Consider the following 16936-nt stretch of genomic DNA (forward strand, 5'->3'; position numbering starts at 1 on the left):
ATGTTGAAAATTGGAGTGATTGGATATTCGGGAGAATTAACCGAAGAAAAAATTAAAAATCTTTCTGAAATTACCTTTGAAATTGGAAAAATGATTGCAAAAAATGGGTGGATATTATATAGCGGTGGAAGAAATGGAATTATGGAAATTGTTTCAAAAGGTGCTAAAGAAAGCAACGGAGTTACTGTGGGAATTCTTCCCTGGGAAATAGATGGAAATCAATATATAGATTACCACATAAAAACCGGCCTGGATTTTTCAATGAGATCATTTGTTCTTGTAAAAAGCGTTGATGTAATTGTTAGCATAGGTGGTGAAATTGGTACAGCCATTGAATTATTGGGTGCATATGCAAACGGAAAACCTATTATTTTAATGAATAACACAGGTGGATGGACTGATAGAATAAAAAAATGTTTAATAGAAAATACATATCTTGACAATAGAAAAACAGCAAAAGTTTATTCTGTAAATACCATAGAAGAACTTGAAAAGTTATTGAAAAAAATGGAGGTTGAAAAATGATACGTCTAAGATTTGCTCCAAGCCCTACTGGGCATTTACATGTTGGCGGAGTTAGAACAGCTTTATTTAACTGGTTATATGCAAAAAAAAATAACGGAAAATTTATTCTGCGTATTGAAGATACAGATTTAGAACGTTCAAGTAAAGAATTTGAAAATGAAATACTTGATTCAATGAAATGGTGTGGTCTTGACTGGGATGAGGGACCTGATAAAGGGGGAGATTTTGGTCCTTATAGACAAAGCGAAAGATTGGAAATTTATAAAGAACATATAAATCAATTATTGAAAGAAGAAAAAGCTTATTATGCTGTGTATAAGGGTGAAGAAGTTATACACAAATCATATGAATTTCCTGAAGAATATAATACAAAAGATTTTTCTATTGTTGTAAAATTTAAAATAAATAAAGAAGGTTCTGTAAGATTCAATGACCTTTTAAAAGGAGAAATTGAATTTAAAAATGAATATATTGATGATTTTATAATCCTGAGATCAAATGGAATTCCCGTATATAATTTTACCGTTGTAATTGATGATCATTATATGGAAATTACTCATGTAATTCGTGGTGAAGACCATATTTCAAATACTCAAAAACAGATATTATTATATCAGGCTTTTAACTGGAATATTCCAGAATTTATGCATATCCCTTTAATCCTTGGAAATGACAGAAAACCTTTAAGCAAAAGACATGGAGGCACCACTGTTGACTTTTTTAGAAAAGAAGGTTACTTAAAATCAGCTTTAATGAACTACCTTGCTTTATTGGGCTGGACAATAGAAGATGAAATCTTTAATTTCAAAGATAAAATAGATAATTTTGTTCCGGAAAAAATCTCTAACAAAGGTGTTATATTTGATTATGAAAAACTTGAATGGATTTGTGGAAAACATTTAAGATTATTGGATATAGAAGAATTATATTCTGAACTTAAAGAATGGCTTGGATATATTAATGATATTGAATTTATTAATATGCTGGAAAAAGACATAGATTTTTCAAAAGAAGTAATAAAAATCTCAAGAGAAAAAATTAACACATTAAAACAATTAAAAGATTTTTCATATAACTTTTTCGACGACAATTATGATTATGATGAAAAATACATACAAAAGTTTCTAAAAAAAGAATGGGCACCAGAACTTTTAAAAACAACTATAACAAAATTTGAAGAATTACAAGAATATACAATAGAAAGCGTTGAAAAAACTATAAGAGAAATTGCCGATTTAAAAATCACTTCCAAAAAGAACACATTTCAAACAATTAGAGGGGCTGTATTGGGAAAGTTAGTGACTCCGGGATTATTCGAGTCAATAGCCGTATTGGGAAAAGAAAAAACAATTTCTCGTCTTAAAAAAACAGAGGTGTTTTTAAATGAACAGATTCAAGGATAAAAAAATTACGCTTGGCGTAAGTAGCGGAATTGCTATATACAAAGCAGTAGATCTTGCATCAAGATTAAGAAAAACAAATGCACAACTTAATATAGTTATGACAGAAGATGCAAAAAAAATGATTTCACCTGTAGTTTTCTCTGCTGTTGGAAATTGTCCAGTTTATAGTGATTACTTTAATGAAGTTAAAGATGGTTGGATTCCCCACACACAGCTTTCAATGGAAAGCGATGTTTTTGTTGTTGCACCAGCTACTTCAAATATAATTGCAAAAATTGCGAATGGAATTTCAGATGATCTTGTTTCATTAATAGGTTTAGCCTTTAGAAAAAAAGCGAAAATAGTAGTTCCAACAATGAATACAAGAATGTATGATTCACCAGCATTTCAACGAAATTTGAAAAATTTAAAAAATGATGGTTGGACAATTGTTGAACCAGAAGTTGGTCATCTTGCATGTGGCGAAATAGGAAAAGGAAGATATCCTGACAATGAAATAATCATGGAATATATAGAAAAATTCTTATCTCCACAAGACTTCAAAGGAAAAAAAATACTAATCACTGCTGGTCCTACTGTTGAGCCGATAGATCCTGTAAGAAATATAACAAATAAATCAAGTGGAAAAATGGGATATGAAATTGCAAAAGAATTCGCATTAAGAGGAGCTGAAGTAATATTAATTTCAGGTCCTACAAACTTAAAACCTTCTCCATTAATAAAAGAAATTATTAATATAACTACTGCTGAAGAAATGTTAGAAGCAGCAAAAGATAAATACGAAAATATGAATATTATAATAATGACAGCTGCCGTATCTGATTTCAAAGTAAAAAATGCTTCAAAACAAAAGATAAAGAAAGATAAAGACTCAATAACCTTAGAATTAATAAAAAATCCTGATATTTTAAAAACAATAGGAAAAATAAAGAAAGAAAATCAATTACTAGTGGGCTTTGCCGCAGAAACTAATAATCTCATTGAATATGCAAAGAAAAAACTCAAAGAAAAAAATTGCGATTTGATTATTACAAATGATGTATCAAAAGCAGAAACAGGTTTTAATGTGGATTATAATGAAGTTTATATTCTTAATAAATTGGGAGATGTTACCCATGTTGAAAAAAACACCAAAAAGAATATTGCTATTAATATTGCTGATTATATTTCAAAGCTTATTAATAGCTAACACTCTAAGTATTGATGATTTTCATGACAATATTATATTTTTAAAGTTTATTACAAAAGAAAAAATGATAAATCCGCATGTATCCGTTTATTCAGGTGGATTCAGAGTAATACCTGAATATTCTACAACTCCATCGTATATAGGAATAAAAATTAATATCAATGATTTTTCAAAAAACGATATTCTCACATTCAATATTGAATTTGATTCCTTAAATGGTCATAAAACTCTTACTTTTCATAATTTTATTAAATTAAAATATTTTTCTACACCTTTAAATGCAGAAATTTCAACAATTGAAACACCAGATGGCTGGAAAGGAGTTCTTGTAAATAATTCAAATAATGAATTCAAAATTACAGGAATTAAAATTGATAATAAAATTGAACTATTAAATACTGAAAATAATATTTTCTATCTTCCACAAAATCTTGATAACGGATTTCACACTCTCGATATAACCTATGAAAATACATATAAAATCTCTTTTTCAAAAAAAATAAAATTCTTTAAAAAAGATTGGTTTTTTGGTTCTTCTAATCTTAAAGGAGCGTCTTATAGAGTTGAATTTATAAGCAATTATCTTGTCAAAAAAGGTGATTCAATATATAAAATCGCCCGAAAATTTGGAGTAAAACCCGGTGAAATTGTTCTATATAATAATATTAAAGATCCTAAAAAAATATACTCCGGACAGTTACTAAAAATAGGGAAATTACGATTTGGTGAAAGTCCTTTGGTTATTACGGTAGATCTTGATAAAAGTATTTTAAATCTATATTATCTTGGTGAAAAGGTTTTAACTTTTCCAGCTGCAGTTGGAAGAAGCGATGCAACACCACCTGGATATTATAGAATTATGTATAAAGAAAAAGAACCTGCATTATATTGGTATGGTGAATACATAAAACCGGGATCAATAATTAATGGAATTGGAAGTAGATGGTTACAACTCTCAGAAGAACAATATGGAATTCATGGTACTACAAAGCCATGGGAAATCGGGAAACGTATTTCTCACGGCTGCATAAGATTATTTAATCAGGATGTTGAACTTCTCGACTTTTTAACAGGAATTGGAACAGAAGTATATGCTATAAAATCAGTGAGGTGAATAGATGTTATTTTCTCTTGCTTTTTTCAAGGTATTACCTCTTTTCATTATAATCTCTATTGGATATATTCTCGGCAAAACATTTGAAGAATATGACAATAAAATTCTAAATAAAATTACAATATGGGTTGCAGGAAATGTTTTAGCATTTACAGCAATAAATTCTCATCCACCAAAATCAGATGAATTGAAAGTATTTTTTTCAGGATATATAATCCTTTTTATATTAGCTATTTTAATTCCATTTATCCTAAAAAAATTGAACCTCATAAAATCTGAATGGGGAATTATATCTTTTGCATTGATGTTTTCAAATGGCGGATATTTAGGATATCCCGTTGTTGGAGCACTATTTGGAGATGAATATATTGCTAAAGCTGTAATTTACGTTATTGCAATGACATTACTTTCATTTTCAATAGGTATAGTTATTCTTACAGGAAATATAAAAAAAGGATTATTAAATATGGTTAAATTACCCATGTTATGGGGATTCTTAATTGGATGGATATTAGGTGCAAATAATATATTCTGGTATAACTTTCCAGCTGTTATTTCTGAACCAATTGAAATGATAAAAAATGCAAGTATTGTGATCATTCTTATAAACATCGGTGTTTCTTTATCAAAAATAAAAATTAAAATCTATGATTTATACGATACCATTTTAACTACTTTTTTCAGATTAATTGTATTTCCAGTTCTCGCCATTTTTATAGTAAAACTATTAAAATTTGACCCTATTCTTGGAGCGATATTTGTAATTGAAGCAGGAATGCCTGTTGGAATGAATGTATCATTTATTACTGAAGAATTAAAGATAAATCCTGCATTAGGTAATTTGCTTGTTTTTGTAAGTACTCTATTATCAATTTTAACTGTTCCATTATTATATTATCTTATTAATCTTTAGGAGGAATTAATATGATAGATATATCAAAAATAAAAAAAATCGCGTTAATAGGTGCCACAACAAATAAATCAAAATTTGGATATAAAATCTTAAAAGACCTTGTAAAAAAAGGATATGAAGTATTACCAGTAACTCCAAATTATGATGAAATAGAAGGAATTAAAACATATAAATCAGTTAATGAATTACCAGAAGTTGATGTTTTAAACTTTGTTGTCCCGCCTAAAATTGGATTAGAAATTACAAAAGAGGCTTATAAAAATGGATTTAAAAAATTCTGGTATCAACCAGGTGCCGAATCTCAGGAAATCAAAGAATTCTTGGATTCATTAAATGATCCAGAAGTTGATTACCTGTTCTATAAATGTATAATGGTTGAAACAATATAAAAGCCCTATTAAAGGGCTTTCTTTTATAATAGTAAATAAAAAGGGGCTGTTATAATGTCTGGGATTTTAAAATACACCGCAATATTTGCATCTGCCACAATGGTAAGTCGTTTTCTTGGATTATTCAGAGATATGCTTTTCGCATATTACTTTGGAAGAAGTGGAGAATATGATGCCTATATTATAGCAATACTTCTTCCATTTTTTCTAAGAAGAATATTTGCTGAAGGTGCTTTTTCTACTGTATTCATTCCTTTATACAATAGAAAAAAAGGAAAAGAGGCTGATCTATTTGCAAGCACCGCAATAAATATTTTATTTTTAATCACATTTTCTCTATATATTCTAGTATTTTTTTATTCACCAATTTTTGCTAAAATACTCGGAAGTGGTTTAGATAAAGAATATTTAAACCTTTCTGCCTTTTTAATGAAAATCACATTTCCATTTATTACTTTTATTTCCATATGGTCGATATTTGCCAGTATTTTACATAATGAAAGCAATTTCTTTATCTCGGGAGTATCACCAGCAATAACCAATGTTTTTACCATATTAGGTATTTTATTTTCTGTATATTTTCCTATTAAAATTTTAGGTCCAACAATTGGGTTTCTCCTTGGCGGATTTTTTCAATTATTCTTTGTTTATATTTACGTACATAAGAAAAAATATTTTAAATATTATCCTGTTATAAAAAAAGACTATATAAACGAAATAATGGTAATGTTTATTCCTGCATTATTTGGTGTTGCCATTTCTCATATTAATAGTATTGTGGATACAAATGTTGCAACCTGGACTGGAGAAGGTGGAGTTGCAACTATTCAATATGCATTAAGATTATATCAATTGCCTTTAGCAATTTTTTCTGTGAGCATCGCAAACGTTATTCTTCCAAGATTATCTAAATTATCTGCAAAAGATGATATGGAAAATTTTGTAAAAGAGTTTAAAGAAGCGATAATCATATCCTTATTTTTAACAATTCCCGCTGCATCTGGATTAATTATATTAAGCAAAGAAATAATTAAATTAATATATCAGCATGGTAGCTTTACTTCAAATGATACAACAGCAACTGCCTACACATTAATTGCATATTCTATTGGTATTGTTTTCTATTCCATTCACGGTATTCTTGTAAGAAATTATTATTCAAAATTAGACTCCAAAAAACCAACAAAAATTTCATTTATAATGGTTACAATTAACATAATACTCGATATTATACTTGCTAAATATTTTGGAACTGCCGGAATTGGTTTGGCAACATCAATTTCAGGAATGATTGGTATGATAATTCTGGGTTGGGATTTATTTGCACATTTTGATAAAAATGACATAATTGAAGTATTAAAAATCTTTATTGCATCATTTATTATGGGAACAATATTATATATATCAAAGAAATTATATATATCAAACATCTACACACTTATACTTGTTATTGAAGGAATGATAATATACGCTGTTGCGGCATATTTGCTAAATTGTAAATACTTCACCGAAATATCAAAAATGCTAAAAAATAAACTCAAAAAAAATGGTTAAAAATTCACAAAATTTGACATTTGTGGTATAATAAAGATGAATATAACAAATAATTTTGAGGGGGCTAAATTATGGATGTAATGACCGTAACATTAAATCCTTCACTAGATAGAGAAATAATCGTAGAAGACTTTAAATGCGGACATATGTTTAGAATTTCTAATCCATCTAATTCTGTAATGGAACCTGGTGGAAAAGGTATCAATGTATCAAAAATGCTTAGTAAATTAGGCGTTGAAAACATGGCCTTGGGTTTTTTAGGCGGATTTGTTGGAAGAGTGTTTTTAGAAAAATTACTCGAAGATAAAAATATAACTGCAAACTTTGTTTTTGTTGAGGAAGAAACTCGTGAAAATATCGCTATATTGGACCTGAAAAATCACACAATTACTCAAATTAATTCAAGTGGTCCAAAACTTCAGGAAATAGATATTAACCATATGATTCAAAGATATAAAAATTCACTTTCTCTTGTAGAACATGTTTTAATTTCTGGAAGCATTCCACCTAATGCACCAGTTGATATCTATGCAAGAATGTTTGAACTTGCAAAGAAAAATGGGGTTACAACATATATGGAAGCAAATGGTCCTCATTTTAACGAGGCAATTGAAAAATCATGTCCTATGGTAGTAAGAATTGACTTAAGAAGAGAGAAAAAATATTTTGATAGAGAATTAAAAGAAATGGATGACTATGTATATGCTGCAGAAGATATTATAAAACATGGCGCAAAATTAGCTGTTCTCAGTTATCATGTTGAAGGAGATATAATTGCAACCCCTGAAGGAATCTGGTTATTCAAATTAGAAGAAAATGTTGATAGATCTCATTTATTTGGTGTTGGTGACTCTTTCATGACAGGAATTATATATTATATATTAAAGAATGGATATAATTACCTTGAAGCTGCAAAATTTGGTATGGCAACTGCTATTGCCAAAGTTCATCATATCGAAAAGTATATTGAAGATATAGAAGAGATTCATAAATATCTAAATTACTTTGAAGTAAAGAAGGTGAAATAATGAAAGTAGAAGATATTATGTTAAAAGATGTAACTTCCTTAGCAGAGGACGTAACTATAGATAGATTTATAACTTTATGTGAAAGGCATGGATACTCAGCGTTGCCTGTTGTAGATTCCGAATTTCACCTCGTTGGATTATTAAGCGAATCAATGGTAATAAAAGCTTCTATCCCGGGATATTTATCTCTAATGCAATCTACTTCATTTATCCCTGATTCTCAACAATTCATAAAAGGATTAGGTCATATTTTAAACAAACCCGTTTCAGAAATAATGGATAAAAATCCTACAAAAGTTTATTATGACGACACAGCTTTACATGTTGCCGATGTAATAATAAAAAAGAGTTTAAAAATAGTTCCTGTTGTTGATTATGATAACAGGCTTATTGGTATTGTAAGAAGAATTAAACTTTTAAGTTTAGCAGCAAAGGGTATTTTGGAGGAATAATATTGGAAAAAGTTAATATAGTTACATATGGATGCAAATTAAATCAGGCTGAAAGTGAAGTAATTGGTGAGAAATTATCTTCTTTAAATTATATTGTTGAATATGACAAATCAACTAAGAGTGATATATTAATTATAAACTCATGCACAGTAACTTCTGAAGCCGAAAGGAAAATTCGCCAATTAATAAGGAAGACCAAAAGAGAAAAACCTGATACCAAAGTCGTTGTTGTTGGGTGTTACACACATACAGATACGAAATCATTACTGAAAAATGGTGTTGATCTAATCTTAGGAAACCTTGAAAAAAAATACATAGAAAATTATATAGATAAAAATGGTGTCTTTGTAGACCTTGATTATTGGCATTCAAAAAATGAAAAAATATTTCTACCTCAAAAACCTTATAATAATTATTCAAGATATTTCCTGCCAATTGAAGAAGGATGTCTTGAGTTCTGTACATATTGTAGAATAATATTCGCAAGAGGAAATAAAATAAGAAGTGTCTCAAAAGATGAGATATTCAAAAAAATTGATTCTCTTATTAAAAAAGGGGTAAAAGAATTTATTATTACTGGCATCAATTTAACCTATTATGGTTATGGAACAGATTATAATTTATTAAATCTGATAATGAATATTGAAAAAAAATATCAATCCCAAAAAATTCGTTTTAGGATTAGTTCTTTATATCCCGATTTCATCAATGAAAATATCATTCAATTTCTCAATGAGAGCAAAATTTTCGAAAAACACATACATTTATCACTCCAGCATGTTTCCACAAAAGTTCTGGAAAATATGGGAAGAAAATATAATGAAAAATATCTAATAAATTTATTCGATATGATTTTTAGAATAAACGATATTTTTTCCATATCCTCAGATATAATTGTTGGTTTTCCAGGCGAAACTAATGAAGATTTTGAAATATTATTAGAATTTATTAATAAATATCCATTCTCAAGAGTTCATGCATTTAGATATTCATCACGTCCAAATACCAAAGCGTCAAAAATGCCTCACCAAGTTTCAGGTGAAATAAAAAAAGCCCGCATGAAACAATTGCAACAATACATAAAAAATTCAAATGAACAATATTTAAAAAAATTAATTAACTCTGGTATAACCCCAGAAATTCTTATAGAAAAAAAGGATAATCAATACAGTTACGGATATGATGAATATTATATATACCATAAAATATTAAATAATAGTATAAACTTAAATGATTTTCATAAAGTAAAAATAAATAAAATTGAAAATACTGGAGTGATATCAAGTGTTTTATAATTCAAAAGAATGGATAGAAAGTACTGAATATAAAAGTGAAGATTTTGAAATATTTAACGGATATTCTACTTACGAAACCATTAGAACATACAACAAAAATCTATTTGCCCTTAACTTTCACTATGAAAGATTAAAAAAATCTGCCATATTTTTGGGATTAGAATTCCCTGAATACAATAAACTAAAAGAAACTCTTCTTGAAGGAGTTAAAAAGTTTAATTGCAAAGAAGACATAAGAATAAAAATATTAATTAACAAATACACATCAAAAAATAAAAGTTTTTATGCGTTTATTGAGCCGATATATGAAGTTGATGATTTAAGAGAGAGTGGAGTTGTTTTGGCAATATCTCGAGAAAGAAAACCAAAAAATCCCGTTATTCCATATTATGTAAAAACTTCTCTAAATGGCTATGGATTATATTTAAGACAAAAATACAATGTGTATTATGATGCAATAGTATTAAACGAATTTGGTTATGTAACTGAAGGAACAAAATCAAATCTATTTATGGTAAGTGCTGGAGTAATTATAACTCCTCCTTTATCAGCTGGTATATTACCTGGAATTACAAGAAAAGTTGTTATCGACCTTATAAAAAGCTTCAATATAGACTTTGAAGAAAGAAATATTGAATTATGGGAATTATTATCAGCAGATGAAATATTCTTAACTCATACAAGTGCAGGAATTGTTCCAGTAAGAAGAATAGTTCCTAATTTTACCTTTAATGCCCCAGGTATTACAACTGAAACATTAATAAATTACTGGAAAGACTTTATTATACAAAACAACGAATATTGGGATTAATATGAAAGAAATCAAAGATATCTTATATGAATTATCTTCAAAAAACAATGTTATAAAAAAAATTATGTTGCTTGACGAGATAAAAAATAAGATATCAGCAATTTTAGATAAATATAATTTTACCTCAGTGGAGGTGGTTGATATAGATTTAAAAACCTCCACGCTTTTTTTGTATGTTGAAAACAACTACATAAAACAGGAAATTCTATTTAAAAAAAATAAATTAATAAAAGAAATTAATAATTCATTGCAAATAGACAGGATAAAAAGCATAAAATTTACTGGAGGTGCTGTTAGATGAGCCATTATTCTCAAGAAGATATTAAAGTATTAAAAGGTTTAGAACCTGTTAGAAAAAGACCTGGTATGTATATTGGATCAATTGGAAAAGCAGGTTTAAACCATCTTGTATATGAAATTGTTGACAATAGTGTTGATGAATATATGAGTGGTTTCTGTACCAAAATAATGGTAAAAATAAATGAAGATGATACTATAGAAGTAATGGATAACGGAAGAGGTATTCCAGTTGGTCCACACCCTACAGAAAAAAAAGACACTCTTGAAGTTGTATTTACAACTTTACATGCTGGAGGTAAATTTAATACAGAAACATATAAAATAAGTGGTGGGCTCCACGGAGTTGGTGCATCTGTTGTTAATGCATTATCAGAATTCTTAGAAGTATGGGTTCATAGAAATGGAAAAATTTATTATCAAAAATATTCAAGAGGAAAAAAGGTAACTGAAGTAGAAATATTAGGTGAGACGAATAAAACAGGTACACATATAAAATTTAAACCTGATGCTGAAATCTTTGAAAATGGAGATATTGAAGTTGAAGGTCAAATCATAGAAAATAGATTAAGGGAATTGGCTTTCTTAAACCCTGGTCTCGAAATAGAATTTATAGATGAAAAAAGAAATAAAAAACAAAAATTCCTTTTTAAAGAAGGACTTTCTGAATTTCTTGATTATTTAATAAAAAAGAATAAAAAAGCACCTATTCATGAATCACCAATTTTTGGAAAAGGTTCTTTTAAAAATCCTCGTGGCGAAAACTTTTCAGATATAATAGTTGAATTTTCAATGATGTATACAAGAAACGATTATCCTCACATATTCAGTTTTGTTAACAATATAAGAACTGTAGAAGGCGGGGAACACGAATCAGCATTTAAAACAACACTTACAAGAGTAATGAATGACTATGCCAAAAAAGCTGGATTTTTAAAAGAAAAAGATCCTAATTTTACGGGCGAAGATGTCAGAGAAGGTTTAATAGCTATATTAAGTATTAAACTTCCTGATCCTGTTTTTGAAGGACAAACAAAAGCAAAACTGGGAAGTAAAGAAGTTAGAGCAGCTGTAAACGATATAGTCGCGGAATATTTAGTAAAATATCTTGATTCACACCCAAAAGATACAAAATTAATATTTGAAAGAATAAAAGAAGCTGCAAGAGCAAGAATAAGTGCAAGAAAAGCAAGAGAAAAGGTAAAAAGAAAATCTATATTTGAAAATTCGCCATTACCTGGGAAATTGGCAGATTGTACATCAAATAATCTCGATGAATCAGAATTATTTATTGTTGAAGGTAATTCTGCTGGTGGAAATGCTAAAACCGCAAGAGATAGAAATTTCCAGGCTATATTACCTTTAAGAGGTAAAATAATAAATGTAGAAAAGCATGATATTGAAAGATTAATGAAAAATGAACAGGTAGCTAACATAATTTCGGCTATTGGAACGGGAATTGGCGAAAACTTTGATATATCAAAATTACGTTATGGGAAGATAATAATAATGACAGATGCTGATGTTGACGGAGCTCATATTAGAACATTGTTATTAGCATTATTTTACAGGTTTATGCCAGAATTACTTAAAGCTGGAAGAATATATGCAGCTCAACCTCCTCTATACAAATTTAAATCTGGTAAATTTGAAAAATATTTATACTCAGATGCTGAATTAGAGGAATTAAAAAAAGAATTTGAAGGAAAAAAGTATTCACTTCAGAGATATAAAGGTCTTGGTGAAATGAACTCAGATCAATTATGGGAAACCACAATGAATCCTGAAAAGAGAAAATTAATTCAAATTAATATTGATGATATTGTAGAAACAGAAGAAATTCTTGAAATCTTAATGGGAAGTGATCCTTCAGCTAGAAGGGAATTTATTGAAGAACACGCATTAAAGGTTAAGGAGTTAGACATCTAAGATGAACGTTCAACGTTCGATAATACTTATTACAACAGTATTATATGTTTTTATAATATTTTATATAATACTATCTTATTTAATTATCCCTTCTAAACCTGTTCGTCCTATATTAGATAATATATCTCAGCCAATATGCGTTGTAGAGATAAATCATAGGTATTTTTTACTAAACAAAAATGGTTATATTTTTAAAATATCTGATATTCCTATTTTAGGTTTTCCAAACATAGAATATAATGACTTCTTAAAATACAAAGATAAAATAAACAAATTGACTCTTAACGAATTAAATTATATATCTACTATAGATTTTAAAAATAAAATTATATATATAAATCCAGAATACAAAATATTTTATAACTCATGGGATGAAGTTGTAAATTATTTAAATCAAACATTAAAAAAACTTGAAAAATATGAACCGGGAAGTTATTATTTACTCTCTGGTGGTAGTTTAATCAGCATTTATTAGGAGGGATTAAAATGGCCAAAAAGGTAATTTATGCTATCGATATTGGAAATTACTATGTAAAAGGAATCGCAATTGAAGAAAATAGAGGTAATTTTCAGTTAATATCAAGTGCAATAGAACGTGCTGAAGGAATCGTCAAAGGACAAATACAGGATGTAAAATCATTAAGAAAAAAGATAGAAAATGTTATATACTCACTTGAAGGGGAAAATAGTAAAGCAAGAGAAATAGAAATAATAATTTCATATGCAACAAACGAATTAAAAATATCAAGAGAAAATTATACACTTGAATTCACAGAACCAAAAGAAATAACAGAAATGGATCTTGAAAAGATAAAAGCAAATATACAGCAAAAATATTCTGAATCCAATAAAGAAGTATTAGATATAAAATTTGTAGATTTCGAAGTTGACGAAAAAAGAGTTAAAAACCCTGTTGCATTTGTAGCAAATTACTCATTAAACTCAACAATAAATGTTGTATGGGTACCAGAAAACTCGTTTGCACCTATTAGAAATACAATAAAAAATCTAATCGAAGGAGAAATCCCTATATACGATTCGACACTTGCAGCAGCATATGGTGTAACCAATACATCAGATAGAAACTTAGGAGTTGGAATAATTGATTTAGGTCATTCAAAAGCACGTATGCTTTTATTCAAAGATGGAATACCAAAATTCTATCTTGACTTTGAAGTTGGTGTGGAATATGTATTAAAAGATATAATGCACGTATTAAAAACTTCTGAAAAAGAGGCTCTTAGGCTTTTAGAAGACCATGCTGTATGTCTTCAGGATACAAAAGCTGTTAAAAAGATTGATTATTTAAGCCTTGTTGGTGATCACTATGAATATACAACACAAAATCTTTTAAACAAAATTGTATTTGCAAGAGTAAGAGAAATCATAAACAAATTAAACAGCGATCTTGCAAAATTAGAGTATGAAAACACTGTTGAAATTGCTGGAGGATTACAGGCTGGAGTTGTTCATACAGGCGGAGGCGCAAGAATCAAAAACATAGAAAAAACAATATCCGATTTTATGGGATTGCAAACAAGATTGGGTATTGCTGTAAACAATTCATCCAATTTCTATATTGAAAATGCTGAAGAAATTTACAAAGATCCTCTTTTTGCACCACTTATTGGTACAATTAACCTATATTTTAGCGGTACAAATATACCAAAATTATACATAGAAGAATCTGAAGAAAATGTAATTGAAAATAATCCAAGAATTCAAGAAAAACAGGAAAAAAAGAGTGGATTCTTCGCAAAATTAGGTAGAATCCTGTTAGGGGGTAATGAAGATGCCATTTAATTTACCTATGCCAGATGAAAATAAAGAAATTTTCCATAAAAGACCTAAATATGTAATAAAAGTAATGGGGGTCGGCGGCGCTGGAAATAATGCTATAGAACGAATGGTTCGTCTTGGTGTAAAAGATGTTGACCTTATCGCAGCTAATACAGATGTTCAGGTCCTTGAAGCAAGCAGTGCAAAATTCAAACTTCAACTTGGTAAAGAACTTACCAGAGGACTTGGGGCTGGTGGAAATCCTGATAAAGGAGAAAAGGCTGCCGAAGAAAGTATTGATGAAATACGTGAAATGATTCAGGGAACTGACCTGTTATTTATCACTGCTGGCTTAGGTGGTGGAACAGGTACCGGTGCCTCTCCTGTAATTGCAAGAGTTGCAAGAGAATTAGGAATATTAACTGTTGCTGTAGTTACAATACCTTTCCACTTTGAAGGTTCTACAAAACAAAAAATCGCAAACAGAGGTTTAAACAAATTAAAACCATATGTAGACACATTAATAAAAATATCAAATGACAAATTACTTGAAGACAATGATGATATCCCAATTAGACAGGCATTTGCTAAAGCTGATGACATATTATACCAGGGTATCACAGGTATTTCAGACTTAATTACCAAAAAAGGTCTTGTTAATACAGACTTTGCTGACGTTGAATCAGTATTAAAAAGAAGAGGTTCAGCAATGCTTGGTATAGGTTGGGGTAAAGGAGACAATAGAGCAGAAGAAGCAGCTAAAAATGCTTTAAACTCTAAATTCCTTGAAAATTCTGTTCAAAATGCAACAGCAGCATTAGTTAATGTATCTGGTAAAAATCCTACATTAAAAGATTTAAAAATAGTAACTTCTATACTTCATTCTTACTCAACAGATGAAGTAAATTTAAAATACGGAATTACTGAAGTTGAAGATATGCAACCAGATGAATTAAAAGTAACTATTGTTGCAGCTGGCTACAACAAAATCATGAACGAATATGATGGTGAAAACATTTACGAAATACCTGCAGTATATAGGTTATTTGGAAACAATGTTGCAAATGAAGAACGAATAAAATTAGAAAAATATCTTGAAGCTCAGCAGGGAGATTATGAAGAGTAAACTGGAAAAACTTGCTATTGAACAATTATTTACAAATTCAACTGTGGATTTTTTCAAAAAAACTGAAGATACAAATTCCTCAAGATTATCTTCATTTGAAGATATAATGATGTATTTATTAAATAACAATATAAGTGATCTTCACTTTTCTTCTAAAAAATCATGTGTAACAATATATTATAGATATAATACTGAATTAATAAAATTATCAGAACTCGAAAAAGATGAATATAAGAAAATATTAACAAAAATACAGATAATGAGTAAAATAGACATAATAAATAATAGGGATCCAGCAGATGGGTCCTTTACTTTTTTGAATAATTATTTTAGAGTTTCATTGATAAACAATAATTACGGAACAAATTGTGTAATCAGGAAATTAAAAACAATAAATGATTTAACTGTAGAAAATCTTAAATATCCCGAAGAATTTTTAAAAAGTATTGAATCAATAAAACTACACAAAGATGGTCTCATTATTTTTTCTGGACCAACAGGTAGTGGAAAAACAACCTCGTTAGCTTTCATAATTCTTCAACTTTTAAAAGAAAAAACTAAAAAAATAATAACTATCGAAAATCCCTTAGAATATATAATTCCCGGTGCAGAACAAATTGAAATAAAAAATGATTCTCAAAAAACTTCTATATTAAAAAATATATTACGTCATGATCCAGACATAATAATGACTGGAGAAATAAGAACAGATGAATTTGCAAAGCTAACTCTTGAATCAGCAATGACTGGACATTATGTATTTTCAACAATTCACGCAAATAATGTATTTAATGCAATTCAACGATTAGAATTATTAGGATTAAATAAATCATATCTTCTTGACACTTTAAAAATTATCTACAATCAGCGATTTGTAAAAATACTTTGTTCTTGTAATAAAAAAGGGTGCGAAACCTGTAAATACACTGGATACTCTGACATAATTCCTGTTTTCGAAATCCTTCACATAAATGAATATACAAAACAAATGATTCTTTCTAACAAAATAGATGAAATTAAAAACTCCATTTTTTATATATCACCAGAAATTCAGCTAAATAGATTATTAATTCAGGGAAAAATAGATACAGAAGAATACAATCAATTCATCACTAGCATAGGGGGATGATAT

Annotated in this window: 17 protein-coding genes; all 17 read left to right on the plus strand. The window is 28.7% G+C overall.

Annotated features, from left to right (window positions below; genetic code table 11):
* The 17 genes from LN42_RS01550 (at position 1) to LN42_RS01630 (ending at position 16933) form a co-directional block, all read left to right on the plus strand.
* The gene (locus LN42_RS01550) at positions 1-525 is read left to right on the plus strand and encodes a TIGR00725 family protein (RefSeq protein ID WP_075780175.1); all 525 of its coding nucleotides are present in this window, start codon (positions 1-3) and stop codon (positions 523-525) included.
* Entirely contained in the window at positions 522-1928 is a 1407-nt protein-coding gene (gene gltX, locus LN42_RS01555; protein WP_075780176.1) for a glutamate--tRNA ligase, read from the plus strand. Before LN42_RS01550 ends, gltX begins: the two co-directional genes overlap by 4 nt.
* Positions 1909-3117, plus strand: a complete 1209-nt coding sequence (gene coaBC, locus LN42_RS01560; protein WP_075780177.1) for a bifunctional phosphopantothenoylcysteine decarboxylase/phosphopantothenate--cysteine ligase CoaBC — start codon at positions 1909-1911, stop codon at positions 3115-3117. Before gltX ends, coaBC begins: the two co-directional genes overlap by 20 nt.
* Positions 3044-4231, plus strand: a complete 1188-nt coding sequence (locus tag LN42_RS01565) for a L,D-transpeptidase family protein (protein ID WP_050899147.1) — start codon at positions 3044-3046, stop codon at positions 4229-4231. The genes coaBC and LN42_RS01565 overlap by 74 nt, the downstream gene beginning before the upstream one ends.
* A gap of 4 nt (positions 4232-4235) precedes the next feature.
* Positions 4236-5144 (plus strand): AEC family transporter, encoded by a 909-nt coding sequence (locus LN42_RS01570; protein ID WP_014295781.1) that lies wholly within the window; start codon positions 4236-4238, stop codon positions 5142-5144.
* A gap of 14 nt (positions 5145-5158) precedes the next feature.
* A complete protein-coding gene (locus tag LN42_RS01575; protein WP_041638713.1) occupies positions 5159-5533 on the plus strand; it encodes a CoA-binding protein in 375 nt (124 codons plus the stop codon).
* Positions 5534-5587: 54 nt separating this feature from the next.
* A complete protein-coding gene (gene murJ / locus LN42_RS01580) occupies positions 5588-7087 on the plus strand; it encodes a murein biosynthesis integral membrane protein MurJ (RefSeq protein ID WP_014295783.1) in 1500 nt (499 codons plus the stop codon).
* 71 nt (positions 7088-7158) lie between these two features.
* Positions 7159-8115, plus strand: coding sequence for a 1-phosphofructokinase family hexose kinase (locus LN42_RS01585; protein WP_014295784.1), 957 nt, complete (start codon positions 7159-7161; stop codon positions 8113-8115).
* Entirely contained in the window at positions 8115-8567 is a 453-nt protein-coding gene (locus tag LN42_RS01590) for an HPP family protein (RefSeq protein ID WP_014295785.1), read from the plus strand. Before LN42_RS01585 ends, LN42_RS01590 begins: the two co-directional genes overlap by 1 nt.
* A gap of 2 nt (positions 8568-8569) precedes the next feature.
* The gene (gene mtaB, locus LN42_RS01595) at positions 8570-9862 is read left to right on the plus strand and encodes a tRNA (N(6)-L-threonylcarbamoyladenosine(37)-C(2))-methylthiotransferase MtaB (RefSeq protein WP_198029620.1); all 1293 of its coding nucleotides are present in this window, start codon (positions 8570-8572) and stop codon (positions 9860-9862) included.
* Positions 9852-10673, plus strand: coding sequence for an aminotransferase class IV (locus LN42_RS01600; RefSeq protein WP_014295787.1), 822 nt, complete (start codon positions 9852-9854; stop codon positions 10671-10673). Before mtaB ends, LN42_RS01600 begins: the two co-directional genes overlap by 11 nt.
* 1 nt (position 10674) lies before the next feature.
* Positions 10675-10974, plus strand: a complete 300-nt coding sequence (locus LN42_RS01605) for a DciA family protein (protein ID WP_014295788.1) — start codon at positions 10675-10677, stop codon at positions 10972-10974.
* Positions 10971-12899: a type IIA DNA topoisomerase subunit B gene (locus LN42_RS01610; protein WP_014295789.1), complete on the plus strand. Its 1929-nt coding sequence runs from the start codon at positions 10971-10973 to the stop codon at positions 12897-12899. The genes LN42_RS01605 and LN42_RS01610 overlap by 4 nt, the downstream gene beginning before the upstream one ends.
* A gap of 1 nt (position 12900) precedes the next feature.
* Positions 12901-13374 carry a DUF4894 domain-containing protein gene (locus tag LN42_RS01615; RefSeq protein WP_075780179.1) on the plus strand — a complete coding sequence of 158 codons (474 nt, stop codon included), beginning with the start codon at positions 12901-12903 and terminating at the stop codon, positions 13372-13374.
* A gap of 11 nt (positions 13375-13385) precedes the next feature.
* Entirely contained in the window at positions 13386-14702 is a 1317-nt protein-coding gene (locus tag LN42_RS01620) for a cell division protein FtsA (RefSeq protein ID WP_075780180.1), read from the plus strand.
* Positions 14692-15804: a cell division protein FtsZ gene (gene ftsZ, locus LN42_RS01625; protein WP_014295792.1), complete on the plus strand. Its 1113-nt coding sequence runs from the start codon at positions 14692-14694 to the stop codon at positions 15802-15804. Before LN42_RS01620 ends, ftsZ begins: the two co-directional genes overlap by 11 nt.
* On the plus strand, positions 15794-16933 hold the full coding sequence (locus LN42_RS01630; RefSeq protein ID WP_075780181.1) for a GspE/PulE family protein: 1140 nt from the start codon (positions 15794-15796) through the stop codon (positions 16931-16933). Before ftsZ ends, LN42_RS01630 begins: the two co-directional genes overlap by 11 nt.
* Positions 16934-16936: the final 3 nt, after the last annotated feature.

Origin of the sequence: Marinitoga sp. 1137 (assembly GCF_001941525.1) — a bacterium.
Taxonomy (GTDB): Bacteria; Thermotogota; Thermotogae; order Petrotogales; family Petrotogaceae; genus Marinitoga; species Marinitoga piezophila.